22 protein-coding genes and 2 tRNA genes are annotated in these 25,779 nt (G+C 32.8%); 21 read left to right on the forward strand and 3 right to left on the reverse strand.

Going from position 1 to position 25,779, the window contains the following annotated elements:
- Positions 1-73: 73 nt before the first annotated feature.
- Positions 74-2,503: a DNA topoisomerase (ATP-hydrolyzing) subunit B gene (gyrB, locus tag AAGD20_RS01135; RefSeq protein WP_341749094.1), complete on the reverse strand. Its 2,430-nt coding sequence runs from the start codon at positions 2,501-2,503 to the stop codon at positions 74-76.
- Between the two features lie 933 nt (positions 2,504-3,436).
- Here gyrB and AAGD20_RS01140 point away from each other — a divergent pair.
- From AAGD20_RS01140 to AAGD20_RS01230, 18 genes are all read left to right on the forward strand, one after another.
- A complete protein-coding gene (locus AAGD20_RS01140; protein WP_341749095.1) occupies positions 3,437-4,819 on the forward strand; it encodes a cytochrome ubiquinol oxidase subunit I in 1,383 nt (460 codons plus the stop codon).
- Between the two features lie 140 nt (positions 4,820-4,959).
- Positions 4,960-5,547 carry a PD-(D/E)XK nuclease family protein gene (locus AAGD20_RS01145; protein WP_341749096.1) on the forward strand — a complete coding sequence of 196 codons (588 nt, stop codon included), beginning with the start codon at positions 4,960-4,962 and terminating at the stop codon, positions 5,545-5,547.
- A 361-nt stretch (positions 5,548-5,908) separates the two neighbouring features.
- Positions 5,909-5,993 (forward strand) — tRNA-Leu (locus tag AAGD20_RS01150).
- Between the two features lie 126 nt (positions 5,994-6,119).
- Positions 6,120-7,490 (forward strand): magnesium transporter, encoded by a 1,371-nt coding sequence (gene mgtE / locus AAGD20_RS01155; protein ID WP_341749097.1) that lies wholly within the window; start codon positions 6,120-6,122, stop codon positions 7,488-7,490.
- A gap of 88 nt (positions 7,491-7,578) precedes the next feature.
- Positions 7,579-8,310, forward strand: a complete 732-nt coding sequence (locus AAGD20_RS01160) for an ABC transporter substrate-binding protein (protein WP_094648650.1) — start codon at positions 7,579-7,581, stop codon at positions 8,308-8,310.
- A complete protein-coding gene (locus tag AAGD20_RS01165; protein ID WP_341749098.1) occupies positions 8,298-8,780 on the forward strand; it encodes a flavin reductase family protein in 483 nt (160 codons plus the stop codon). Before AAGD20_RS01160 ends, AAGD20_RS01165 begins: the two co-directional genes overlap by 13 nt.
- Positions 8,777-9,523 (forward strand): 4-hydroxy-tetrahydrodipicolinate reductase, encoded by a 747-nt coding sequence (gene dapB, locus AAGD20_RS01170; RefSeq protein WP_341749099.1) that lies wholly within the window; start codon positions 8,777-8,779, stop codon positions 9,521-9,523. Before AAGD20_RS01165 ends, dapB begins: the two co-directional genes overlap by 4 nt.
- 101 nt (positions 9,524-9,624) lie before the next feature.
- Positions 9,625-9,918: a 50S ribosomal protein L28 gene (rpmB, locus tag AAGD20_RS01175; protein ID WP_094648653.1), complete on the forward strand. Its 294-nt coding sequence runs from the start codon at positions 9,625-9,627 to the stop codon at positions 9,916-9,918.
- On the forward strand, positions 9,915-10,142 hold the full coding sequence (gene rpmE / locus AAGD20_RS01180) for a 50S ribosomal protein L31 (protein WP_341749100.1): 228 nt from the start codon (positions 9,915-9,917) through the stop codon (positions 10,140-10,142). The genes rpmB and rpmE overlap by 4 nt, the downstream gene beginning before the upstream one ends.
- Positions 10,143-10,465: 323 nt before the next feature.
- A tRNA-Met gene (locus AAGD20_RS01185) sits at positions 10,466-10,542 on the forward strand.
- Between the two features lie 569 nt (positions 10,543-11,111).
- On the forward strand, positions 11,112-13,109 hold the full coding sequence (locus tag AAGD20_RS01195) for an acetyl/propionyl/methylcrotonyl-CoA carboxylase subunit alpha (RefSeq protein WP_341749101.1): 1,998 nt from the start codon (positions 11,112-11,114) through the stop codon (positions 13,107-13,109).
- 7 nt (positions 13,110-13,116) lie between these two features.
- On the forward strand, positions 13,117-14,946 hold the full coding sequence (locus AAGD20_RS01200; RefSeq protein ID WP_341749102.1) for a PAS domain-containing sensor histidine kinase: 1,830 nt from the start codon (positions 13,117-13,119) through the stop codon (positions 14,944-14,946).
- A gap of 124 nt (positions 14,947-15,070) precedes the next feature.
- Positions 15,071-15,358 (forward strand): nucleotidyltransferase domain-containing protein, encoded by a 288-nt coding sequence (locus AAGD20_RS01205; RefSeq protein ID WP_239832523.1) that lies wholly within the window; start codon positions 15,071-15,073, stop codon positions 15,356-15,358.
- Positions 15,345-15,740: an HI0074 family nucleotidyltransferase substrate-binding subunit gene (locus tag AAGD20_RS01210; RefSeq protein WP_341749103.1), complete on the forward strand. Its 396-nt coding sequence runs from the start codon at positions 15,345-15,347 to the stop codon at positions 15,738-15,740. The genes AAGD20_RS01205 and AAGD20_RS01210 overlap by 14 nt, the downstream gene beginning before the upstream one ends.
- Before the next feature lie 361 nt (positions 15,741-16,101).
- On the forward strand, positions 16,102-16,305 hold the full coding sequence (gene rpmI, locus AAGD20_RS01215; RefSeq protein ID WP_094648668.1) for a 50S ribosomal protein L35: 204 nt from the start codon (positions 16,102-16,104) through the stop codon (positions 16,303-16,305).
- A gap of 27 nt (positions 16,306-16,332) precedes the next feature.
- Positions 16,333-16,686 (forward strand): 50S ribosomal protein L20, encoded by a 354-nt coding sequence (gene rplT / locus AAGD20_RS01220; RefSeq protein WP_341749104.1) that lies wholly within the window; start codon positions 16,333-16,335, stop codon positions 16,684-16,686.
- 72 nt (positions 16,687-16,758) lie between these two features.
- A complete protein-coding gene (locus AAGD20_RS01225; RefSeq protein WP_341749105.1) occupies positions 16,759-17,562 on the forward strand; it encodes a phosphotransferase enzyme family protein in 804 nt (267 codons plus the stop codon).
- An 18-nt stretch (positions 17,563-17,580) separates the two neighbouring features.
- Positions 17,581-19,194 (forward strand): glycosyltransferase family 8 protein, encoded by a 1,614-nt coding sequence (locus AAGD20_RS01230; protein WP_341749106.1) that lies wholly within the window; start codon positions 17,581-17,583, stop codon positions 19,192-19,194.
- Positions 19,195-19,402: 208 nt separating this feature from the next.
- On the opposite strand, the gene AAGD20_RS01235 is transcribed toward AAGD20_RS01230, so the two are convergent.
- Positions 19,403-20,026 (reverse strand): HD domain-containing protein, encoded by a 624-nt coding sequence (locus AAGD20_RS01235; RefSeq protein WP_341749107.1) that lies wholly within the window; start codon positions 20,024-20,026, stop codon positions 19,403-19,405.
- A 196-nt stretch (positions 20,027-20,222) separates the two neighbouring features.
- Between AAGD20_RS01235 and AAGD20_RS01240 the strand changes: the two genes are divergently transcribed.
- The 3 genes from AAGD20_RS01240 to AAGD20_RS01250 all read left to right on the forward strand — a co-directional run bounded on the left by AAGD20_RS01240 (position 20,223) and on the right by AAGD20_RS01250 (position 23,707).
- Positions 20,223-20,978 (forward strand): class I SAM-dependent methyltransferase, encoded by a 756-nt coding sequence (locus tag AAGD20_RS01240; protein WP_341749108.1) that lies wholly within the window; start codon positions 20,223-20,225, stop codon positions 20,976-20,978.
- 62 nt (positions 20,979-21,040) lie between these two features.
- Positions 21,041-22,384 carry a hypothetical protein gene (locus tag AAGD20_RS01245; protein ID WP_094648661.1) on the forward strand — a complete coding sequence of 448 codons (1,344 nt, stop codon included), beginning with the start codon at positions 21,041-21,043 and terminating at the stop codon, positions 22,382-22,384.
- 6 nt (positions 22,385-22,390) lie between these two features.
- A complete protein-coding gene (locus AAGD20_RS01250; protein WP_341749109.1) occupies positions 22,391-23,707 on the forward strand; it encodes an NAD(P)-dependent oxidoreductase in 1,317 nt (438 codons plus the stop codon).
- Positions 23,708-23,923: 216 nt separating this feature from the next.
- Here AAGD20_RS01250 and AAGD20_RS01255 read toward each other — a convergent pair whose 3' ends face one another.
- Positions 23,924-25,693, reverse strand: a complete 1,770-nt coding sequence (locus AAGD20_RS01255) for an ABC transporter ATP-binding protein (RefSeq protein WP_275656717.1) — start codon at positions 25,691-25,693, stop codon at positions 23,924-23,926.
- Between the last annotated feature and the right edge of the window lie 86 nt (positions 25,694-25,779).

The following is a 25,779-nucleotide window of genomic DNA, read 5'->3' on the forward strand; positions in this document are numbered from 1 at the left end:
ATGCAGGGTTTTTAAATTGTTGCACATTAATTTAAACTATAATAGTGAACCAATTCAGGAGAAGATTTAAATTTTAAACATCTAAATTAATTACATTCAAGGCATTTGCTTGAATAAATTGTCTTCTAGGTTCAACAATATCTCCCATTAATGTTGAAAAAATTATTTCAGCACTATCTTGTTCATGTACTTTAACTTGCAATAAAGTTCTTCTTTGAGGGTCTAATGTTGTCTCTCCTAACTGATCAGAATTCATTTCCCCAAGACCTTTGAAACGCTGAATAGATATACCTTTTTTTCCGCTTTCCAATATATAATTCATCAGCATACTAGGCAGTGTAATAATATGTTCCTGGTTTTTAATTAATAACTTTGTTGGCTCAATAAATAAATCTGCAAGCGGAGTAAATGATTTGGCTAGCTGAATAAATTCAAAAGATTCAAGCTGTTCTTTTGATAAAATTTTACTTTCTTTTTGTCCCCGAACAAAGCGGAAAAATTCTATTTTATTGGTGCTAACTACAAATTGCCAATCTGTTTTATCAGGTGATATATCACCAAGATTTAAAATATTCAAGGCCTGGTTTATTTCATTTGTCTTATCTGCCGCAAATATTTGATTACCTAACAAGTCTTTGATAGCTAAACATTCTGCAATTTGTCGATTAAATTTTTTGCCAACTTGATCAAGTAATGTAACGAACCGGATAGCTTTCTTGATTATCTCCTCAAGATCAGAACCACTGATCTCTCGTCCATTATACAACATAATTGTTGCATCACTAATAGTATTTTTTACTAAATAATCTTGCAAAGCTTGTTCATTTTTCAAATAAAAATCGTTATTACCTTTTTTCACCTTATATAAAGGCGGCTGAGCTATATATAAATATCCTTTATCAATTAATTGCCGCATATGCCGGTAGAAGAAAGTAAGCAATAAAGTTCTGATATGCGAACCATCAACATCAGCGTCAGTCATAATAATTATTTTATGATATCTTAGTTTATCCAAAGAAAAATCTTCATTACCAATAGCTGTCCCAAGAGCTGTTATTAACGTTCCTACTTGCTCAGAATTTAACATTTTATCAAATCTAGCTCTTTCAACATTCAGGATTTTACCTCGTAATGGTAAAATTGCTTGGAACTTTCTGTCTCTACCCTGCTTTGCTGTACCGCCAGCCGAATCTCCTTCCACAATAAATAACTCCGAAAGAGCAGGGTCTTTTTCTTGACAATCAGCAAGTTTTCCAGGCAAGTTTGAAATTTCCAGGGCTGATTTTCGACGAGTTAATTCCCTTGCTCTTTTGGCTGCTTCTCTAGCAGTTGCCGCTTCAATAATTTTATTAATAATTATTTTTGCGTCACTAGGATGCTCTTCAAACCATTCTAAAACCTTAGTATATACAGCATTTTCTACAATAGGACGGACTTCAGAACTAACTAATTTATCTTTAGTTTGTGATGAAAATTTGGGGTCAGGTACTTTTACTGATAAAATACATGACAATCCTTCTCTAGTGTCATCCCCTGTGAAGTTTACTTTACTTTTTTTATTGAGTCCAATATTCTCGGTATAAGTTGTGACAACTCTGGTAAGAGCTGCTTTAAAGGCAATAAGATGCGTACCGCCATCACGTTGTCTTATATTATTAGTAAAACATAAAATATTTTCATGATATGAATCATTCCAATTCATTGCCAATTCAAAAGTAATCCCTGTTGCCTGATTATTAGTATTGAGTGATATACATTTATGTAATGAAGTTTTAGCTTTATCTATATATTTGACATAAGCTTCTACACCACCAGTAAAGCAAAATTCTACTTCTTGCTGTTCAGCAAAACGGTGATCCTTTAATAATATCCTAACCCCAGAATTTAAAAATGCTAATTCTCTAAGTCTATGCTCTACAGTAGCAAAATTAAACTCTATCATGCTAAAAGTGGTAATAGATGGGAAAAAAGTAATCTCTGTACCGCTTTTTTCTACTGACTCCCCTTTTAGTGTGAGTGATGTTTCAGTAGCTCCATCTCTAAATTTTATAAAATATTCCTTATTATCTCGCCAAATTCTAAGCTCTAACCACTCTGATAGGGCATTTACCACAGATACACCAACACCATGCAACCCACCAGATATTTTATAAGAGTTTTGGTCAAACTTACCTCCAGCATGCAATTGGGTCATAATAACCTCAGCTGCTGATATACCTTCTTCTTCGTGGATATCAACAGGTATTCCACGTCCATTATCCCGCACTGTTACAGAGCCGTTGGCATTTAGGATTACTTTAATTAGATCACAGTGACCAGCTAAGGCTTCATCGATGGCATTATCAACAACCTCGTAAATCATATGATGTAATCCTGAACCATCGTCAGTATCACCAATATACATACCAGGTCTTTTCTTAACTGCTTCAAGACCTTTTAAAACTTTGATGGAGTCAGCCCCATATTCTAATTCTGCTATTGATTTTTGTTGATTATTTGACATATCCTACATAAATAATAAAGATAAAAGATAACTATACAGCAAAATTACAGCAAGTGTATATTTTTCAAGTAGTTTATTAACAAATATTATTTTACTAAAAATATTTATTGTTTATTATTCAGTCTAACGTTAAATTATCTTATATAGTCAATTGATGAGAAGTTGATGACGTCGTCGCTCAATGCTCGCCTATTACTTATAGGCGTCGCTCCATCGTTCCTAGCCCAAAATTCTCTTGAATTAACTTGGAACTAACCTTATAGCATTATGCCAAATTTACAGATGTCTATTCGCGAGGGGACTCATAGATATCGATTTTTGTGTTATCCATGCTTCGGTGCGGTATCCAGATTCCCGCCTACGCGGGAATGACAAAAAAGTCAGATGTCACCCCTGCGAAAGCAGGGGTCTAGCCCACAACTGTTGAAAGTTAGAAGGTAAAGCGGGTTTTAGATAGGTTTTCTGTCATTGCGAGACCACGCAAGTAGGTCGTGGCAATCCATCTTTGGTTACTTTTGTGGATTGCTTCGTCGACCTACGGTCTTTCTCGCTAATAGACGTTGACCACATACGACTTTTAAACTATCCGGTCTAAAACCGCTTCCTCTTCTAACTTTCAACAGTTGTGGGGTCTAGCCTGCCTATGTGGGAATGATAGGGTAAAAACGTCATTGCGAGAAGCCACTTTAGTGGCGACAAAGCAATCCCAAAAATTATTAAAAGGATTGCTTCGGAGGCTTACGCTTCCTCGCTAATAGACAGCACAATGGGTGCTTATTCGGCACTAATTCAGGTTGATTGACTATATCTCTTGCCTAAAACTCGCTTACCTAATTATTTATTGTCCTCATTTCCAAATTATTTGAGTATACTATACAAATAGTATATGTTAGAATGAAAGATAAAAATAGCAACAAAATCAACTAATTTATTATGGAATTTGATCCTAATCTACTATCTCGTATACAATTTGCTTTTACTATAAGCTTCCATATAATTTTCCCGTCCTTCACAATTGGTCTTGCTAGCTGGCTGGCTGTAGTAGAAGGGTTATGGCTCAAAACTGGCAATAATATTTACCAAGAAATATATAAATTTTGGATTAAGATTTTTGCTATTACCTTTGGTATGGGGGTAGTATCCGGCGTTGTTCTGTCTTACCAAATTGGTACTAATTGGTCAGGTTTCTCTGATAAGGTAGGTAATGTACTTGGACCACTTCTCGGTTTTGAAGTGCTTGCTGCCTTCTTTTTGGAATCGTCTTTTCTTGGAGTGATGTTGTTTGGTTGGAATAAAGTTAGTAAGAAAATGCATTTTGCTGCTACTTTAATCGTGGCAATTGGTACAATTATCTCTGCCTTTTGGATTCTGTCAGCTAATAGCTGGATGCAAACTCCTACTGGTTATGAAGTACGAGCCGATAATATTTTATATCCAACAAATTGGTTAGAAATTATTTTTAATCCTTCATTTCCATATCGTTTCTGTCATATGATTGTTGCATCATACTTAACTACAGCCTTTGTTATTGGTGGCGTCGCTGCTTGGTATCTTGTACAGAGAAAATTTGTTGCCCATGCTAAAATCATGTTTGGTATGGCAATGTTGATGGCAGTATTTGTTGCTCCAATACAGCTTTTTATTGGCGACCAACACGGGTTAAATACCCTAGAACATCAGCCTGCAAAAATTGCTGCTATGGAAGGTATTTGGGATACAGAAAAAGGTGCTGCCCTTAGGGTCTTTGGCTGGCCATCAGATCAAGAAGAAACAACAAAATATACGATAGATATTCCAAAAATTGCTAGTTTAATACTGACCCATAGCTTAGATGGAGAAGTACAAGGGCTAAAAGAATGGTCAAAAGAAAATCGCTCCCCGGTATTAATAGTATTTTTATGTTTTCGAATAATGGTAGGAATCGGTATGTTGATGATAATTACTGGGGTGATTGCCGTAATCTTATATTTACGTAAAAGATTGTTTGATACTAAATGGTTCCAATATTGGTGTATGTTGATGACGCCAACTGGTTTCGTAGCCGTGTTGTCCGGATGGTTTGTTACGGAAATTGGTAGGCAACCTTATATAGTATATAATATAATCAGAACATCTGAAGCATCTTCACCAGTACTAGGGCAATATATCTTTACTTCATTAATTGCCTTTGTGATAGTTTATGTTTTTATATTTGGCAGTGCCACTTATTATATTATAGATTTAATAAAGAAAGGACCTACTATAATAACAAAAGAAGAGACATATGGTTTCCACAGTTTAGGAAATCCAATAGAGGATACTGTCTACGATAACTAATTAGTTATATTTTGAGCTATAGTTAATTGATGAGAAGTTGGGAACGTTGTTGCTCAATGCTCCTAGTCCCAAATTCTCCTGAATTGACTATAGGTCAGAATGGGTAGAAGAGACTAAAACAATGAGAGGTAGGGGCTTATATGGATAAATTCATCAGGACACCAATGCACCCATGCGAGAATGACATTAAATGGCTACCAAATCTTTTTCTTATTAAGAAAATCACCAAAGATACCAAACAAAATTATTCGGTCAATTCTCCTCTTATAGTTAATGATCATTTGGAATATGGTAGAATATTTCATAAGATTCTAGAAGATGCCGTAAAGATTAATGATTTTTCTAGTATGAACACCCACCCATTTATTGATAAATTACCAACAATGTTACAAGAGAAAATTCACAAAAATATTGACAAGTTACTGAATAATTTAGAATTTATGGCACTTATTTCTCAAGAGCTAAAAACTGAAGTACCGATAGGGATAAGTCTAAATGATGATGTTAAGATAGGAAGGATTGATTTACTTGCCATCGATAGGGGAAAGTTAACCATTATTGATTATAAATCCGATGCTAATCCACCTAAAAATTGTCAACTAGTTAAGGAGTCTTATATTGATCAATTGAATTTTTACCGACATCTAGTAGCCAAGTTGTATCCTGACAATCAAATTATTTGCAAAATTTTATGGCTAGAAGATGCCAGTTTTATGGCTATTATGTAAGACATATAGCAAAGATGGAGTTCATGCCCTACAATTTTTTATTTATTTCCTTATGATGAGTAAAAAAGCTTACTGCTAAGCGTCATTGCGAGAAGTCGCTTTAGCAACGACGAAGCAATCCATAAGAATTAGTATAGATACATCAAGACTATATGGATTGCTTCGTTGTGCGGTTTACGCACTCCTTGCAATGACGCAAGTTTGTATGAATAAATACTAATCAGGTTAGCTATATATGTTGATATTAATAGAATAATTTGCTATATATAGGCAAAATCCAAACTGTAGTAAAAGTGATTGAATTAGGTACTATCCTTATTCCTAGGAGGTTGCCTGCAATAACTAAAGCAATTATATTAATGCGGTCGTGGCGAAATTGGTAGACGCGCAGCCTTGAGGGGGCTGTTCTTAACAGAGTGGAAGTTCAAGTCTTCTCGACCGCACCAATTATAGTCAATTCATAGGCGAGCGACGACATCGCCAACTTCTCATCAATTGACTATAACCCAGTTGCCATTGCCCGTCAATTACAGAGGGCGTAAGCCGACAAAAATTTGTGCTAACGAGGAGTTATGCAGAATCTACCAAAAAATATGTTACCGATCCATCAAAACCAATTTGATGCAACATTTGAACAAATTAATAATCTCCTGAATAATGATGAGGTTGGTAAAGCCGTGAAGATTATGGCTAATCTCCATTATGCAGATCTTGCAGATTTTTTAGATAATATAAATCAGAAAACATATAAAATAATTCTTCCATTATTACAGGATACACTAAAACCTGAGACTTTAGTGCAGCTTAGTGTAAGTAGAAAACCCCTAATAATCCAAATTTTGGGTATAGAAAAAACTGTACATTTAATTAATCAACTTGCTATAGAAGACGCTGTTGAAGTTATAGAAGATCTTGATGATATAACCAAAGAAATGATCTTAGATAACCTCAAAGTAGAAAAAAGACAACAAATTATCGAAGGGTGTACTTATCCAGAAAATACTGTTGGTAGAGTAATTGAAAGACATTTTGTATCATTTCAGGAGGATTGGACAGTAGCTAGAGCTATAGATTTTATTAGAGAACAACATATAGCCCAAGATTTTCATGCTGCTATTGTGATAGATAGTAAATATCGCCCTATAGGTAGTATACTCCTAAGCACTTTACTTAAGCATAAGGGGGATGAATTAGTAAAAGAGCTTATGAACCCTGAGTTTAAAATTACCGATCTCTTTACCAACTTAAGTGAATTAAGCTTTATTTTCAAACAATATGCTTTAACAATTGTACCAGTGGTCAATAAAAGCGGTAAGCTAATAGGTACCATTTCAATAGACAATATGCTCTATATCATTGAACAGCAAACAGAAAAAGATATAATGTCACTTGGGGGCGTCCATACCCAAGATACATTCTACAATCTATTTTATACTGTAAGACATAGATTTCTTTGGTTATTTCTCCATCTAATTACCGCCTGTATGACGTCGATAATCATTAACCAATTCAGTATGACCATTGCTAAATTTATAGCACTAGCAGCTATCATGCCTATTGTTGCTTCTATGGGAGGAAATGCTGGAACCCAAGCCATGACTGTAACAGTTAGAGCCCTTGCCAACAAAGATATTCACCATAGTAACGTACTGAAAGTAATCCTTAAGGAAGTAGTTGTATGTGGATTTAATGGTTCTATATTAGCATTAGTTGGGGCATTGTTAATCTTAGTAATGCTTTCTGAACCACAGATTAGCTTAATTTTTTCCGTAGCTGTTATCCTAACTTTCTTAATTGCTGGTCTTTTTGGCTCGACAATACCAATTACTCTACATTATTTAAATATTGATCCCGCCACTGGTTCGGGTGTATTTCTGACCACCATAACCGATTCATTTGCATTCTTTACCTTCTTAACTTTAGCTTATACCTTTTTGGTATAGAATCATGTTATTAATTTTAAAAAGTCTGTTGTATATGAGTGCAAGAAGTGCGATAATATAGTAATAATTAAAATAGTTATTTAATTTTATGAAATTAATAAAGCTTTTCTTCCTTATTATATGTTCTTTTTTGATAGTTGGTTGTGATAACAAGCCTCAGGAAAAGAACTTAATAGTTGCGACTTCCGCAGATAATCCCCCTTACGAATTTATTCAAAATGGGCAAATAGTGGGACTTGACATTGATATTATTAATGCTATAGGAGAAAAATTAGAGAAGAAAGTTATAATTAAAAATTTTGATTTTAATGGCTTACTTGCATCCTTAGCTAGTGAAAATGTTGATATAGTAATTGCTGGATTAACAGTGACTGAAGAACGTAAGAAACACATTAGCTTTTCAGCCCCTTATGTAACAACTAACGTATCAGTATTATATAGAACAGCAGATGATTTGAAAAATGTTGGAGATTTGGATAATAAAATTGTTGGTGTGCAACTTGGTACAACATGGGCGGTGATAGTTCAGGATTTAGCCAAGCAGTTTAATATTAGAACAAATTATTTGTCAAATAATTTAATGCTAGTCGAAGAATTGAAATCGAAAGTTGTAGATGTGGTAGTATTAGAGGAATCGCAATCTAAGAAATTTATTGAAAATAATCCTGATCTTGCTAGTTTTAGTTTAACAGAATTCTCATCTGAGCTTGCTATCGCTATGCCAAAAGATTCTAAACTTGTTGAAAATATTGATAAAGCTATTAGTGAATTAAAAAAAGATGGTACAATTAGTCGCATTACTAAAAAATGGCTGCAATAGTGGATTCTGAACAATTTAAACAAGCTCTTAGCACTTTGCCTACGGGTGTTACTATTATTACTACTTTATACAATAACAAGCTATTTGGTTTTACGGCAGATTCTTTTACCTCGGTTTCCTTGTTACCGCCATTGGTATTGTTTTGTATTAATAAAAAATCCTTTAGTATGAGTGCTTTTACTGGTAGTGAGTATTTTGCTGTTAGTGTTCTAGCTGAAAATCAAGAGGATATTTCTAGACATTTTTCTAAGTTTAATACTGATAAATTTGCTGGTGTTTCATATAATTTAGGACAAATTACTAATTGCCCTTTGATTGAAGGAGCAGTTTGCCATATTGAGTGCAACAAATTTAGTCAATATGAAGTGGGGGATCATGTTATATTGGTTGGTAAAGTGATAAGTACTATGGTAAAAAGTAATTTAAAACCATTGGTGCATTGTTTAAGGCAATATAGAGAGTTAAAATGATTTCTATAGGTATTTGTGGTGCTACCGGTAAAATGGGGCAGATGATAATTCAAAAAATGCATGGATTAAATAGCTGTACGCTTTCTGCTACATTTTCTAGAAAAAATAGCATAAGGGATTTTGCTGAATTTTGTCAAAATTCTGAGGTGATTATTGACTTTTCTAGTAGCGAGATATTGGACAAACTGCTTGATTATGCCATTATGTACAACAACAAATTAGTTATTGGTACTACTGGTCTGACTAACTATCAACTTGATCGTTTACATGAAGTTTCCAAAAGTCTAGCAATATTTTATTCAGCTAATATGAGTTTAGGGGCAAATTTACTAGCGATGCTAGCGAAAAAGGCGGCAGAAATTCTAGATAATACTTACGATATAGAGATTTTAGATTGTCACCATCGTATGAAAAAAGATGCTCCGTCTGGTACGGCGATAATGTTAGGTAAGGCTGTGGCAAAAGTTAGAAATTTAGATTTTAATCAATGTGCGATCTTTGATCGTACTGTAAAAGGACAAAGGCAGGCTGGTGAAATTGGCATTACTTCTATTAGAGGTGGGCGTTTGCATGGAGAACACGAAGTATTATTTTTAGGAGATAACCAAACCATTACTCTAAAACATCATGGGTCAAGAGAGTCCTTTGCTGATGGGGCAATTCAGACGGCAATCTGGATATCTGATAAACCACCGGCTCTTTATTCAATGAGCGATATGTTGCCATCTCTTCAAAAGTTTTAACAATTAACAAATATTTGTATTATTTACAGCTGTAGATATTGACATAAAGCCCTAATAGTAGTATAATTATGTAATATTGATGAATAATTATAGGAGTCACGATGTCTCGTAGATGTGAGCTTAGTGGAGTTGGTGTTTTACACGGTAATAAAGTGTCGCACTCGCAAAGAAAAACTAGAAGACGCTTTGAGCCGAATCTAAGAGTGGTAAGGTTTGCAAGTGAGCTTACTGGGCAGGAATACAAGCTTTCGGTAAATGCTAAATGTCTACGTTCTGTCGAGAAGGTAGGTGGTTTTGATGAATATATGCTTAAAATATCAAGTGATATACTTTCGGACAAAGCACAAGTGATTAAAAAAAAGATAGCTGAGAAAAAAGTTGGTGCTGCATTATGAAAGCTGGAATACATCCGAAATATAAAAAGTTCAAAATTATCGTTAGTAATGATGTTTTTGAGACAAATTCCGGTGGTCATGCAGAAGAGATTTTGATGGATGTTGATTACAGGAAACATCCGGCATGGACTAAAGAATCTGGAAATATTGTTAACCAATCTAACAAAAATGTTAGTGACTTTAACAAAAAATTTGCTGGGCTTAATTTTGGCAAGAAGGTTTAACTAAGTTTTGCTTGTTTTGGAAATTTTTTGCTAACAAGCAGGATAATCTTTAGATTTTTAGGCTGTATTTTACAGTCAATTCAGGAGAGTTTGGGATAGGAATGATGAAGCGACGCATAAGCGTTAGTTTAAGAAAACAATAATTGAAAAACCGTCATTGCGAGGAGACCGTAAGGTCGACGAAGCAATCCAGAAAAGTGATTAAAAATGGATTGCCACGCCACCTACGGTGGCTCGCTAATAGACGACTTTTCTACTGTATTTTCTTAACTATGTGGAGCGACGACGTCACCAGTTTTTTATCAATTGACTATGCATATTATCGTGGGGTGGAGCAGTCTGGTAGCTCGTCAGGCTCATAACCTGAAGGTCGTTGGTTCAAATCCAACCCCCGCAACCAACCACAACAATATTGTTGTCTTTACTAAACATTATCCACAAATATCTTATCAAAAAAGACTTAGCAATGTTTGTTATAGTTCGTACAATTTTTGTAGAGACGAGCGAAGAATAGCAAGAAGTTCCTTTTTTGAGATACTAACAATATACATATTACCCGATGATCAAGTTTTTTAAATAGCTTAAGTGTCATATCTGCTTACCTCAGTGTCACCCCTGCGGAAGCAGGGGTGACACAACAATGGATTGCTTCGTCGCTACTAAAGTAGCTCCTCGCAATGACGCTTAGTAGTCAGCTTTTTTACTCATCATAAGGAAATAAATAAAAAATTGTAGAGTACTATGCCTACGGTGGCTCGCAATGACGACTTATAGTCAATTCAGGAGGATTTGGTGCTAGGAGCGATGGAGCGACGCCTATAAGTAATAGGCGAGCGACGAGTGACGACGTCACCAACTTCTCATCAATTGACTATATATAAAAATTAGTAAAATTTTCTTTAATTATCTATTAGTGAGGAGCAAAACATCTGTTATAATGTCTAATATTATATTTAAGCACGAGATTTTATGACCAAACCATTATTTGATAAAATTTTAATCGCCAATCGTGGTGAAATAGCTTTAAGAATAATGCGAACACTAAAAAAGATGGGTATTAAATCAGTTGCTGTATATTCTGAAGCCGATACACACTCAATGCATGTACAATATGCTGATGAGGCTTATTATATTGGTAATTCCCCTGCTACTGAGAGCTATTTGTCAATTAAAAATATTATAAATGCTATTAGAGCGAGCGGGGCTGGGGCAGTACATCCGGGATATGGGTTTCTATCGGAAAATTCCAATTTTGCGAATATTTTAAAAAGGGAAGGAGTTACCTTAATAGGTCCAAATGCTTCTGCCATTAAGAAAATGGGCGATAAAATTGAAGCAAAAAAAATCGCTTTGGAAGCCGGAGTTAGTACAGTTCCTGGTTATATTGGTACTATTAGCAATATAAATCAGGCCATAGAAATTGCAGAAGGAATAGGTTTCCCTGTTATAGTCAAGGCAACAGCTGGCGGTGGTGGGCGTGGCATGAGAGTGGTAAAAAACTCTGAAGAAATGGCTAATGCCTTTGAATCAGCTAAGCTTGAGGCAGTAAATAATTTCAGTGATGGTAGGTTATTCATTGAGAAATTAATAAAATCTCCAAGGCATATTGAAATACAATTATTAGCTGATCAGTATGGTAATAGTGTTTGCCTCGGTGAGCGAGAATGTTCAATTCAACGCTATCATCAAAAAGTGATTGAAGAAGCTCCAAGTTCTTTTATTACCGAGGAAATACGGCAGAAAATGTATAAAGAAACCATAGCTTTATCTAGTAAAGTAGGTTATTACTCTGCCGGTACAGTTGAATTTATAGTTGATTTAGATAAGAATTTTTATTTTCTTGAAATGAATACTAGACTACAAGTTGAGCATCCAGTAACTGAGCTGATAACTGGTATTGATATAGTAGAAGAGATGATAAAAATAGCGGCTGGTGAAAAATTATCATTTTCCCAAGAAGATATAAAATTAAAGGGGCATGCATTTGAATCGAGAATTTGTGCAGAAAACCCAATGCGTGGATTTTTGCCATCTAGTGGTAGAATTACTGAATATTCAGAACCGCCAAAAAATGCTAATATTCGTGTGGATACTGGTTTAGGGCTTGGAGGAGAAGTCAGTATGTTTTATGATCCAATGATTGCCAAACTTTGTACTTATGGAGAAACTAGAAAGCAAGCTATTGAAGTTATGCGTTCTGCTTTAAGTTCTTACATAATACAAGGCATTTCTCATAATATTAGTTTTTTGGAAGCGGTAATATCCCATCCTCGCTTTATAGCAGGTGATATAAATACCGCGTTTATAGAAGAAGAATATCCAGATGGTTTTTCTGGAGCAAGTTTAACTTCTGAAATTACTAAAATATTCCTCGCTACGGCCATTTTTGTTTATATTACCGAGCAAAAACGTGCCTCATTAATTTCTGGTCAAATAATCGATCAAACTAATAAAATTGGCACTCGATGGGTTGTGTCAATTGATGATAAGCTATTTCCAATTTTAATTACCTCAGTAGATTACGGTTATAACATAAGACAAGAAAATGATAGAATCTACATACGCAGTAATTGGAACTTAGGTAGTAGGCTTTTTTCCTGTATTGTAAATGGTAGAAAAGCCAATATAAAAATTCAAAATATCGTAACAGGTTATATGTTATCGCATTCAGGCATTACCGTTAAAGTTTATGTTCGTTCTCCAAGGATGTCTGAACTAGAAGCGTTGATGATTACCAAAAATATCCAAGAAGAGCAAACAGAGATGCAAGCTCCGCTTGCAGGACAAATTATTGCAATTAAAGTGCAGGAAGGTAGTGAGGTAATTGTTGGTCAAGAGATTATGGTTTTAACTGCTATGAAAATGGAAAATATACTTGTTGCTGAGCGTAATGGGAAAATTGCTAAAATCCTAGTTAATGAAAAGGATCTGGTGGTTAGTGGTCAAGTATTACTAGAGTTCGTTTAGGTTGAAAATGTTGAATCACTTTTACCAAAATCTTAAAAAATATTGTGATAGCGGTAAATTAGTATTTATCCTAATAATTATAGCCGTCATATTGGCTTGCTCAACTTATTACGTGATTTCGATTGAGCCAAAGTCTCTTGGTCCAGACCCAAGTAGAGTTATAGGGCTGATATTAGTAGATCTTACTATCTTATTATTTTTAGGTATTTTATTAGCTCGTAAATTTTTACGAGATTTTGTTGATAAAGGAGATGGTGAGAAATCTTCAAAATTGCAAAATCGTATCATCATTACCTTTAGTTTGGTTGCTACAATTCCAACGATTATTGTTTCAGTATTTTCAGCATATTTTTTTAACTTTGGTATTCAGTCTTGGTTCGATAAAAAGATTTCTGCTGTACTTGATCAATCGATAATAGTAGCAGAATCTTATATCAATGAGCATAAACTGCAATTGCGAGAAACAGCGTTATCTGTTGCTTATGATTTAAGTGAAATGTATTATGACTTAATACATAACCCCATTTTATTTAATGAGACATTAAATTCTGAAGCTGAGATGCGTTCTCTTGACGAAGTTATAGTTTTACATAAGCCTACTAATACTGTTATTGCTAACACCTTTTTAAGTTTTGCAATTTCATTTGCTACTATTCCATCTCATTTAATGAAAAGAGCCGAAATAGGAGAGATTGTTGAGATAAAATCTGATCCAGCAAAGATTCGTATGCTTATAAAACTTAAAGAGCAGAATGATGTATATTTGTTGGTAGGTAGATTGATTGATGCTAAAATTACCGATCATATTAATAAAACTAATGGAGCAGCTGAAGAGTATTATCGTCTTAAAAAGCATATATCCAGTATGCAGATCAAATTCTCTATAGTATTTATTTTTATTGCTTTATTATTACTGTTAGCTGCAATAAGTTGGGGGATGATTTTTGCTATAAAAATAGTAAGCCCTATTCGAAAGTTAGTGGGTGCTGCTGAAAAAGTTAAAAATGGCGATCTAACTATCCAGGTACCAGAAGACGTTATTAATAAAGATGAAATAAGCGTTTTATCCTCAGCCTTTAATAGGATGATTAAACAAATTGATCGTCAACAAAGAGATTTAGTTATAGCTCAGCGTGCACTTGCTTGGTCTGATGTTGCCAGGAAAGTCGCACATGAGATTAAGAATCCTTTAACACCTATTCATCTTGCTTCTGAAAGATTATTGAGGAAATTCAGTAATCAAGTTGAAGATAAAGCAGAATTTAACAAATACATAAATATGATAGTACGTCACACTGAAGATATTAAGAAGATTGTCTCTGAATTTGTTAATTTTGCAAGATTACCAGCCCCAGTATTTACGGATTGTGATTTAGTAATTCTTGTAAAAAATATGGTTGAATCACGAAAATTAATTAATGACAAAATATTATATAAGTTTATTACAACTGATCAGCATATAGATTTTATTTGTGACACAACTCAAATTAATCAAATTATGGTTAATTTATTAAAAAATGCTGAAGAATCTATAGGGCTTACTAAGTTGCAAGAAGGTGTTATTACTGTTTCTATAACTAAATCTGACCATCAGATTATTATTACAGTAGATGATAATGGGGTAGGTTTCCAAGCAAATTTAATTGATAGGGTTACGGAAGCTTATATAACAACTAGATCTAAAGGAACTGGTCTAGGGCTGGCTATTATCAAAAAAATAGCACAAGATCATTGTGCAACATTAGAGTTAGCAAACAGATTAGAAGGTGGTGCCATTATCAATATAACATTTAACCTTGATGAATTAAAATTAAAGGTTAATAGACCTATTGCATAAATAAGTCGCTCACTTATGTACAGCATTATAGTCAATTGATGAGAATAGGCAAATAGTAAAACTACTCAGAATGTGGAGTCATTAGGAAAATTAAAATATATCTCGAATGGATAAATAAGTGAAAGTGCAAGACTATAAATTTTATAATGATTTAATATCACAGAATGTGGTTGAAGAAATTTGGCTATTTGGTTCTAGAGCAAGGAACGATAATCAGGATAGAGCAGATATTGATTTAGCTATAATATGCCCTAATGCTACCATTAAGGATTGGTTAAAGTTGCAAGAAATTATTGATAATGCTGATACACTTTTAAAAATAGATTGTGTAAGATTTGATGAATTGGATGATTCATCAGACTTAAAATTATCTATAATACGAGAAGGAGTGAAATTATATGAAAAATCCTAAAATAGAGTTAGGGTTCTCAAAATTAAGTAGAGCTTTAACCTATTTAGAGGATATTGCATCTAAACCTCAGCAAGAAGATCGAAGTAACATAGACGCTAGCATTCAAAGATTTGAATTTACAATAGAATTATTTTGGAAATTATTAAGGGCGATTCTTGAGAGCAAAGGAGTAGAAGTACAATATCCTAAAGATGTTTTAAGAGAGGCTTTTAAAGGACATCTGATTGATCATGAACAAGAATGGCTAAAAATGCTTCTAGATAGAAATATCACTTCGCATACTTATGATGAGCAGCTAGCAGATAAAATTTATAATAATATTAAATCCTACATTCCCATATTAAGAAGTACATTCGATAGGCTAAATTTTCTCAATGTATAGTTAATTCAGGAAAATTGGATAGCAGGAGTGATGGAGTGACGCATAAGCGTTAGTTTAAGAAAACAATAATTGAGAAACCGTCATTGCGAGGAGACCGTAAGGTCACGAAGCAATCCAGAAAAGTGAATAGAAATGGATTGCTACGCCACCTAAGGTGGCTTGCAATGACGATTTTTCTACTTTATTTTTTTAAACTGACGCCTAAGAGTGACGACGTTACCAACTTCTCCTAAATTGACTATAATATAAAAATTAACTTGCAATAATTCATAAAAAATATTATATTTCACCATATAGCAATATGGCTTTGGTATGCCTAGTTTTGCTATACAGCCTTAAAATACCAAATAAAGGAACTATAATGCCTAAATTGAAAACCAAATCAGCTGTAAAAAAACGCTTTAAACTTACCGCTACTGGTAAAGTTTGTGCCACTCAAGCTGGTAAAAAACACTTCATGAGACGTCGGACAAAAGCTCAACTTCGTAACCTTAGAGGAACAACGATTCTCTGTACTCAAGATGCAAAGAATTTAAAAAAATTCTTCCTTCCATATGGAATTTAACAATTTAACTAAGGAAATAGGTGAGATATGTCACGCGTAAAATCAGGAAAAATTTCAAAAAATCGCCATAAAAAAATTCTCAAACTTGCTAAAGGTTATAGAGGGCGGTCTAATAATTGCTTTAAGGTAGCAATTGAGAAAGTTGAAAAAGCTCTACAATATGCTTATAGGGATCGTAGAAATCGTAAACGTGATTTTAGAGGGCTTTGGATACAAAGAATTAATGCAGCAGTGCGTGAGCATGATTTAGTATATTCCCAATTTATGGGTGGGCTTAAAAAAGCTGCAATAGATATTGATCGTAAGATGCTAGCTGAATTGGCAGTTAACAACCCGCAAGGTTTTGCAGATATAGTGGCTAAAGCTAAGGCTCAGTTGTAATAATATATTTCTTTAGACTTAGCTAAGTTCTTATATTTAGGGTAGTTTTGTCATCAAAATATCTAGGTTGTTGTGAGTACTATCCACATTAAAAAAAAATATTCGCAACACCTAAGACGTGAAGAGCAAATAGTTAATATTGGCGATTATATTTACCGTCCCGCTGGGTTCTGGACTAAACAAGTTCACAATCTTCTAGATCATATTCGTAGTGAAGGTTTTCTTTCGGCTCCCAAGCCTGTGGGATTTGATAATTCAGGACGAGAAATAGTTAGCTTTTTAAAAGGAGAGGTAAGTAACTATTCCCTCAGCAATAATGCTGCATCGATAAAAGCCCTTACATCTGCTGCTAGTCTTCTACGTAAATATCATGATGCATCACAAAATTTCTTAATTAAAGTTGTTTCCGATGAAAAATGCTGGCAGCTGCCATCTCGACACCCAAAAGAAGTAATATGTCATGGTGATTTTGCTCCTTATAATGTTGTTTTGAATGGAGAACAAGCAGTTGGAATAATTGATTTTGACACTTGTCACCCAGGGTCACGCTTATGGGATGTTGCTTATGCCCTTTACCGATGGGCTCCACTGACAAATCCCAATAATAAAGATGGATTTGGTTCTATAGATGAGCAAATTATAAGAGCATGTTTATTCTGCCAAGCTTATGGTTTAGCTGAAAAAGATAAAAATGGGATGATAGACTTGATTATCGAAAGACTACAAGTATTAGTAAGTTTTATGTTTAGTCAAGCAGCAGAAGGTAACGAAACATTTGCAGCAAATATACAAGATAACCATCATCTTCTGTATTTAGCAGATATTGAATACATTAAATCTAATCAATCCTATATTGAATATGGTCTTAGTACTTAAATAAAATTGAGAAAAATAGTGAATAAAAAATTAATATTACAAAAATATAAATATGCATTAGCTTTGTTAATAATAATATTATTTATATTAGGAGGTTATTCTTATGATAAAAGAAAAATAAAAATAAAAAAATTTTCAAATGACTTAGTGTCACTGCAAAATAATGATAATATTCAAAATGGGAAAATATCAGTTGTCGAAAGAGTAAGTGATTATGCTTACTCTCGTATTTACTCAAATTTAAGAAAAAATCGTTTTGAATTTGATATGGTGGTTAATGATCTAAACAATAGTTTTTTAACTGATGAAAGAAAAAACTACATTGAAAAGGTTTGTCTTTTCCAAATTGAAGAAGCGGTAGATAGGGTATCAATTGCCAAAGGTTACGATTGTTTATCACGTTTACAACTTTTAAAAAAGGAAAAAGCTGAATTATATAGGGGCATAAAAAACAGCAGCTATTCTTTAGATTTATTATATAAATCAGAATATGCCCTTAATTTAGCTCATATTATTATTAAAGATCATAAAGAACAAATTTTTTCTTTTATTAAAGACCTAAAAGAAGAAGATTTACTAAAATATTTTAGTGGTTATATGCAAGATGAAGTAGCTTTTCTTAATAAGCTGATAGCATTAAATATTCCTGAATTATCAGCTAAAGCTTTTTATAGGCTTAGCATGATTAATATATTAGGTCGATCTTCTGTTTTAGAGAAAGCGAACATAGACCTTAAGACAGCCGTTGCTAACTATCAACGAGCCTTGAATTTAAGCGGAATAGAGGCTAATAATGTTACTAATATTGCTCTTGTTATAAATGATAAGTATGCAGTACATGCTGCAACTACCATTGCATCAGCTTTGTTAAATTCAGACTTAGATAGCTTCTATGATTTTTATTTTATTATGGATCAGGAAGACCCTATATCTATAGAATCGCAAAAAAAACTGTCATCTATGCAGGATATAAAGCCTTACAAAATAAATTTTATAAATGTTGATAATAATTTACTGCCGATAGAATTAATAAAAAGTAAATTTAAAAATTGTGACTGGCCTCTTTTAATAAGCTATAGACCATTTTTTAGTAAAATTTTGCCGAATTTAACCTTGGTATTATCGCTGGATGCTGATTTAATAGTTTTAAAAGATTTAAGCTATTTTAAAACTATTGATATGACGGATTATTTTGTGGCAGGTAGCTATGATGCCGGTAATCCTGGTCATAACGAACTTGGGTGTAATCATGCTTTACCGTATTTTTATATAAATGCCGGTGTTATGTGGTTTAATTTAGAAAATATGAGAAATAATAAAGCGGAAGATTGTTTAATAAATTCATTAAATAATACTGTATGTTCTCTTTCAATGTTTGAACAAGATATAATAAATATAGCTTTTAACGATAGAATTAACCATATTTCACATAAATGGAATCATACCCCTAGTTATAGATCAAGCACAACCAATACAAATTATTATACAAAATTTATTTTACATTATTCAGGAACAAAACCTTGGGCTGGGGGTGTGGAAAAAGCACAGATAGAACAATTAGACGATATTTACAAAGAATATTGGCGTTATAGAGAATTAACGCCTTGGGGGACGCCATACTCACCTAAATAGTTTCCCCGTCACTAACTTTTCATGAATGACTGTAGGAGAGTAGGAAGAATTTGTTTTCTTCCATTAGACCTTGCATAACCTAATATAATTGGTAATTTTGTTGTCAAAACTCGTCTCCGTTCCTCACGTACATCTTAGTACGCTGCGGTACTCGACTTCGTTTTTCCTAAAAATTCCTCAATTATCTTTAGGTTATGCAAGAGGTCTATTACAATTTTGGCTTTAAACATAATTGGCGTAGCTCATTTTCAATTGTCGAGCCAAAATATTTAGCTAGTGGTAAAAAACTATACTTAGTCTCTTGTATTATTTTCTTTATTTTTTCAGGTGGTTTAATTTCAATTGTTTGCATATTATGGATTCGATCACACAATTTAATAAGCAATATGTCATATTTACCTTGAAGCCATAACGACTCTACCATTTCCTTTGAGCTAATTTTTCGATCCATTTTTATTCTAGTTAAGTCCTGAACTTGACTGGCAACTAACTTACCAAAATTATTGGCAATTATTTTTTCAGTAATCTCTGTATCTTCAATCGTATCGTGTAGTACACATGTAACCAGTAAATCTGTTCTAAAAAATTTTATATTCTCCCGTGAAGTATAGTTAGTAAAAATACAAACAACTTCAATTGGATGAGAATAAAAAGGTTCCCCTGAATCTCGCTTTTGCTTACCATGGTACTCTTTGGCGTAGTAAATAGCTTTTTTTACTTTGAGAATATCTATCGTATCTGTCTTGTCATTTAACAGTAATAGTTTATCTAGTAACTTATTTGAATAGCAACAAGTTTCGAATTGTGATTTCCAACAATTAGCCTCTTTCATACAATTTTATTTTTATTTATTACTATTGTAAATAAAACATATAAAAAACCATTTCATAAGATAGAAATTCAGTGGCAAAAAAAGCTTGCTATTTTTACCGGCATTTATAGGAGGGTAAAATGCTTAATAAATCGTTGCATTGTATTGCATTTAAAATGATAATAAGTACTTATTATCAAATCTATAAAATAGTATTATGGACATTTGGAAATTGAGCAACATTGCTAACTCGTACAGTGAAACAAAGGAATATAGGTTTAACAATTATGTTGTTAATCCACATATCAAAAATTTAATAGGTAGTGCAAAAGATAAGGCTCTATTAGAGGTAGGATGTGGATTTGGTAGGTACTTAGAGATTTTTTCCAAAGAATGTCCACTAAAATTAGTAGGATGTGATCTTTCTTATTATCAAATAGAATTATGTAAACAATACATACCAAATAATAATATTGGGCTACATGTATTAGATTTCTCTGATTCTGCCAGCCCTGAGATAGTAGGTCAAGGTGAATATGATATTGTTTTCAATATTTTTGTAATTTTATACATAGATACTTTAGAGAAACTTAAAGCATTTATTACAAATTGTTATAAATGCTTAAAAAAAGGTGGAAAGGTTTTAATATGTACTTTAGATATTTTAAGTGCTTCATTTTACCCAGAGGTTTTTAGTATATTAAAACTTCCTACAAGACCTTTGCACAACAATAAATATAGTGATGGTTGTCCAATAGAAATAAGTATCACAAATGATTGTGTGGTAACGTCTTATCAGAGAGATTTTGATACTTTAAAATCACTAATGACAGAAGTAGGCTTTAAAAATATAAAAAAGTATGATTTATTTTTAGATAAAGTTGCTTTACAGGTTTTTACAGATGAGGAATTAAATATTATAAAAAAGTCTAATATACTTCTACTTATAACAGCAGAAAAATTAAATGATTAGTAACATTGGTATTAAAATTACTATGTTAAAAATCTTTACAATATCTTATTTAAGTAATGAATATGTTTAATACTCTTGATCAAGATGTTCAATTAAATATTGAGCAAGTAAAATGGAGAGAAGTTAGAGATGTGGTACATAGGTGCAATCCTACATTAGCAGAGAAATGCGATAATATTAATAAAGATGCGGAATATCCTTTATTCAAAATGTACTATCCTTATGGTGCATTTATTGTTGATAAAGGAGAATTTTACTTACCAACTTTAGATGGTAAAACAATCTCTATAGAAGATAAGCGTATTCCACCAATTTTAAAAACAAATCTAGGGTATAGCCAAATCCCCTTATCCCTTATTATTGATAAGGCTAGTGAAGTCTTTGTTGAAGCGCAAAATAGAGTAATCTCACTTAACTTTCTTAACATAGGGGAAATGTTTGGTTTATTTGAATTAATGAATCTATTCGGTCTAGGATCCCAACACTCTTCGTTAAATACTCCTATTTGGAATATATCAGCTGGAGCACGTTCGACATTTATGATTCCAAGCATTTCTAACATGATCAGTTATACTAGAATCAAAAAAAAATTCGGTAAAGATATTCATGTTCCTTGTAATATTACAGATCATTGGCAAACATTTGTAGATATTCACAAATATAACTGCAATACAAAATCTTGGTATAATACAGTCTTAGTCTTCTCAAGTGGGTGGTTTTTAGATAAAAATAATCATGCATATATTGAATTATATAAATACTTAGTTAGTAAATGTTGGCAACAATTTCAGTTATTAGAGGATTTTACGGAATTCAGTTTGTTATGGTCATTTTTTATACATGCCATTAGTAAACGTAATTTAAAACCAAGACCCTACTTAATTGATACTATAAAACATTTGATTTTGATTGCTAAAGGTTTAGGTATCGCATTTAAACCAACTCCCAATGATACAGCACTACCAATGAGTTTAATACAACAAGTATATAAGGATGATTATCGTTTAAAAGATTATATACCAACTATTATGCAACCAACAAAGCTTACAAAAAAAAATAGAGTTTATTATTCTCTTAGCTATCCTAATTTACGTGATAGTTCACCCTATTTAAAAAATCCTCCCAGTATAATTGAAGATCAAAGAGAAATAAAAAAATTATTAGATATATTAATAAATATTATCCATCAGATTGATACTTTGAATACTAATTCACTTAAAAATATAAATTTTGAGCTGTTTCATTCTAATAATGATCCATTTGGTCAAATATTACCTAGCAGAACTATACCAGAAACAGATTCTAGATTTCTAGAATCTGCTTCTAATGAAGATAAAAGATTATTCTGTTCTTCATCTAGCTTCTTCAATGGTTGTATCGCTATATATACTACAAACTTAACCTAAGGTGTTATGAGTAATACTGAGCATAAACAAAAAATATTACCAGTCTTGCAAACTATAGTAGATAGGTTAAAGGTTTGTAAGGATATCAATTTAACAGATGTAACATTTGTTTGTATACAACATCTTCTATTTACAACAATTGACCTAATAAAATCTCTTATCATGCTCGGTGCCAAGCCAAGCAACATTCATATAATGGGTAAAATATATTCAACTTGTCCAGAGGTGGTAGAGCAAATTATAAAATTAGGAGTAATACACTATCATTGTACCCAACCCCAGCAATTGGGTAATTTCAATGATTGCTTTAATAAAGATATAGCTAATATGTGGAATAAGGTTAGCAATACCTTAATCAATACAAAATCTAATAATATTATTATCCTTGATGACGGTAGTAAGTGTATAACAAATATTCCAAAATCTTTAAGTGACAATTATACAGTTTTTGCTGTAGAACAAACATCTTCAGGTATAGCTCACATTAAAAAAACTAACATTACTGTACCCGTAGTTAATGTTGCTTTTTCTGCTGCAAAACAATTATTAGAATCTCCAATGATTGCAAGAGCTGTTGAAATCAAACTTGATAAATTCTTGTCACTACGTAGTAGTGGGCTTACGTCAGGAGTAGTCGGACTTGGAGTAATAGGAAGGGCTGTTGTTCAGAAACTTTTATCGTTTAATCATAAAGTAATAGTTTACGATAAGATCAAAGAAAAATGTAATTTCATAAATTCCGTTAAGGTTGTTAATAGTACTCAATTGCTATTTCAGGAAGCAGATTATATTTTTGGTTGTACGGGTGAAGATATTAGTATTTCTATTAATATAAATGAGATACAAGGAATCAAAAATTTAATCAGCTGCTCATCACAAGATATTGAGTTTCAATCGTTACTTAAAATCATTCAAAATAATTATCCCAATATGATCTCAGATGTACTAAGTAATCTATGTTTACCTTTAGATAATGGTATAATTAAAATATATAGAGGTGGATATCCGATAAATCTAGATAATTCTGGCGAATCTGTGCCATCTCAAGATATACAACTTACTCGTGGATTGTTATTAGGTGGGATTATACAAGCTATATTTCAATTAATTCAAGAACCTAAGCTGGAATCTAAACAATATATGCTAGATCCTAAAATACAGAAGTTAATAGTACAAGAATTAATGATAAATAGACTAAGCCAGATATCGGATGAGTCGTTAGTTATGAACTTTTTGGACGAAGAATGGATCAAAAATAATTCTATCGGGTGTTCTACGAAGAAACCTATTATTTTCCCAGAAAGTTTATTTAATGTAACTTAAGATTCTTTTAGAAACTCACCTTACGCATGGCATTTAAAAAGGTCATGAAAATAGCTTAGCGTCATTGCGAGCCACCGTAGGTGGCGTGGCAACCCATTTCTAATCATTTTTCTGGATTGCTTCGTCGACCTTACGGTCTCCTCGCAATGACGGTTTCTCAATTATTGTTTTCTTAAACTAACGCTTATGGGGGTATGCGTAAGGTGAGTTAGAAATTTAAATTATCAAACCTTTCGCTTGTGATTTCCATAACTTTTTGTACAGTTTACTGTTTTTTAATAGTTCCTCATGCGATCCATCTTCGACTATACTACCCGCATCAAAAACTAGAAGTCTATCCATATTCAACAAAGTCGATAATCTATGAGCTATAACTAATACAGTTTTATTTTGCATTAAGTAAGATAGAGAATCTTGTATTAAGCTCTCAGTCTCACTATCTAAACTGCTTGTTGCTTCATCAAGGATTAATATAGGAGCATTCTTTAATATTGCCCGGGCGATTACTATTCTCTGTCTCTGACCACCTGATAAATTATTACCCCTTTCACCGCATAAGCTTTGGTACCCTTCCGGCATGGCGGCAATAACTTGATGTATATGAGCTGCTCTTGCCGCCTCTATTACTTCTTCTAAGCTAGCATCTTTTTTTCCATATCTAATATTATCGATAATTGTCCTATGAAATAGGATTGGTTCTTGTGGTATTATGCTAATATTATCTCGCAAAGAGTCTTGAGTTACATATCTAATATTTTGCCCATCAATTAAAATTTCTCCTTGGTCTATATCATGCAACCGTGTAATAAGATTGATAAAAGTTGTTTTTCCTGAGCCAGAAAATCCTACTAATCCAACCTTTTGTTGACTCAAAATTGTAATAGATTTATTCTCAAATAAATTATTATTATGGTAATATTTAAAACTAACATTTTTAAATGCTATCTCACCTTTTGCAACCCTTAGAAGATGGGGATTATCAATATCTTTTATAATATGAGGTTTCATCAATGATAAAGTTTGATGAAAAGAGCCAAATTCTTCAAACATATCCCCTATTTCTTGCGTTAAATCCCAAATTTCAGTAGTAACAGCCATACACAAAGTAAGTATCAAGACACAATCTCCTATAGTTATTTGCATTTGACTACGAAGCTGTGCCAAATAATAAATCATGATAAAAATCATTATAGCACAGATTATTCCTAGTACGTTACGTAGCTTCCACATGAAAAACTGCATAATTTGTTCATTGACTATCGCATTATCTATTCTTGCTTCTAGATTTTGACGTTCAAATCTATGAGAAGTAAACATCCGTACTGTACTAATATTGGCTATCAAATCCACAATCTTACCGGCAACTATTGATTTACTTCGGGCATAATTTACTGAATATTTATTTACTGTACTTGAACAAATAACAGTAATTCCTATAAAAACACAAATAAATATCAGGAATATAGTGAAAAATATTTGATGAACCGAGTACATGGCTACTAGAGAGAAGACAATTACAGCTAACTTATATATAATTTTCTCACCAAATAACGATAGAACCATTTCAAAAGATCTAGAAGCTTCAGTAATACGATTGGTAATATAACCAGCCAGGTTTTCTTGAAAAAATTTATGATTATGATACTGAGTATAATTATACATCTCATCTAGTATCTGTCCTTTGATATAGGGTATTGTTTTTAGATAAACATAATCATAAACCCGCCATATAACATTGACACCCATCCACCAAACTGCATATATTATTGCCCAATACATCATAGAGGAAGGTAGATATTTAGCTTCTTCATCAGAGAAAGACTCTAGCAAATTTATAATCTTTTGGAGCAATACACCATCAATAGTAGGTATCATTCCCAACATTATGCATAACAAACCTAAAACGATTAGTTTAATTTTTCTTTTCTTTAAGAAATAGAAAAATAGCCTTATTGACGAGTTTGAAAAATCAATATTTCCTAGCACTACACACACCTCATTATAAAAAAACTAATTATACTAAAATTAACCTAATAACAAACCTTGCCACTTTACTACAAAACTGCTATAAA

Origin of the sequence: Candidatus Tisiphia endosymbiont of Sialis lutaria, assembly GCF_964026535.1 — a bacterium.
GTDB lineage: Bacteria > Pseudomonadota > Alphaproteobacteria > Rickettsiales > Rickettsiaceae > Tisiphia.

Excerpts from the sequence above, each read along its gene's own strand:
- AAGD20_RS01235 (WP_341749107.1), bottom strand. The coding sequence starts at position 20,026 with ATGAAAGAGGCTAATTGTTGGAAATCACAATTCGAAACTTGTTGCTAT.
- AAGD20_RS01140 (WP_341749095.1), top strand. The coding sequence starts at position 3,437 with ATGGAATTTGATCCTAATCTACTATCTCGTATACAATTTGCTTTTACT.
- rpmI (WP_094648668.1), top strand. The coding sequence starts at position 16,102 with ATGCCTAAATTGAAAACCAAATCAGCTGTAAAAAAACGCTTTAAACTT.
- AAGD20_RS01210 (WP_341749103.1), top strand. The coding sequence starts at position 15,345 with ATGAAAAATCCTAAAATAGAGTTAGGGTTCTCAAAATTAAGTAGAGCT.
- AAGD20_RS01240 (WP_341749108.1), top strand. The coding sequence starts at position 20,223 with ATGGACATTTGGAAATTGAGCAACATTGCTAACTCGTACAGTGAAACA.
- rpmB (WP_094648653.1), top strand. The coding sequence starts at position 9,625 with ATGTCTCGTAGATGTGAGCTTAGTGGAGTTGGTGTTTTACACGGTAAT.
- AAGD20_RS01195 (WP_341749101.1), top strand. The coding sequence starts at position 11,112 with ATGACCAAACCATTATTTGATAAAATTTTAATCGCCAATCGTGGTGAA.
- AAGD20_RS01200 (WP_341749102.1), top strand. The coding sequence starts at position 13,117 with ATGTTGAATCACTTTTACCAAAATCTTAAAAAATATTGTGATAGCGGT.
- AAGD20_RS01250 (WP_341749109.1), top strand. The coding sequence starts at position 22,391 with ATGAGTAATACTGAGCATAAACAAAAAATATTACCAGTCTTGCAAACT.
- AAGD20_RS01145 (WP_341749096.1), top strand. The coding sequence starts at position 4,960 with ATGGATAAATTCATCAGGACACCAATGCACCCATGCGAGAATGACATT.
- AAGD20_RS01165 (WP_341749098.1), top strand. The coding sequence starts at position 8,298 with ATGGCTGCAATAGTGGATTCTGAACAATTTAAACAAGCTCTTAGCACT.
- AAGD20_RS01160 (WP_094648650.1), top strand. The coding sequence starts at position 7,579 with ATGAAATTAATAAAGCTTTTCTTCCTTATTATATGTTCTTTTTTGATA.
- rplT (WP_341749104.1), top strand. The coding sequence starts at position 16,333 with ATGTCACGCGTAAAATCAGGAAAAATTTCAAAAAATCGCCATAAAAAA.
- AAGD20_RS01245 (WP_094648661.1), top strand. The coding sequence starts at position 21,041 with ATGTTTAATACTCTTGATCAAGATGTTCAATTAAATATTGAGCAAGTA.
- dapB (WP_341749099.1), top strand. The coding sequence starts at position 8,777 with ATGATTTCTATAGGTATTTGTGGTGCTACCGGTAAAATGGGGCAGATG.
- rpmE (WP_341749100.1), top strand. The coding sequence starts at position 9,915 with ATGAAAGCTGGAATACATCCGAAATATAAAAAGTTCAAAATTATCGTT.
- mgtE (WP_341749097.1), top strand. The coding sequence starts at position 6,120 with ATGCAGAATCTACCAAAAAATATGTTACCGATCCATCAAAACCAATTT.
- gyrB (WP_341749094.1), bottom strand. The coding sequence starts at position 2,503 with ATGTCAAATAATCAACAAAAATCAATAGCAGAATTAGAATATGGGGCT.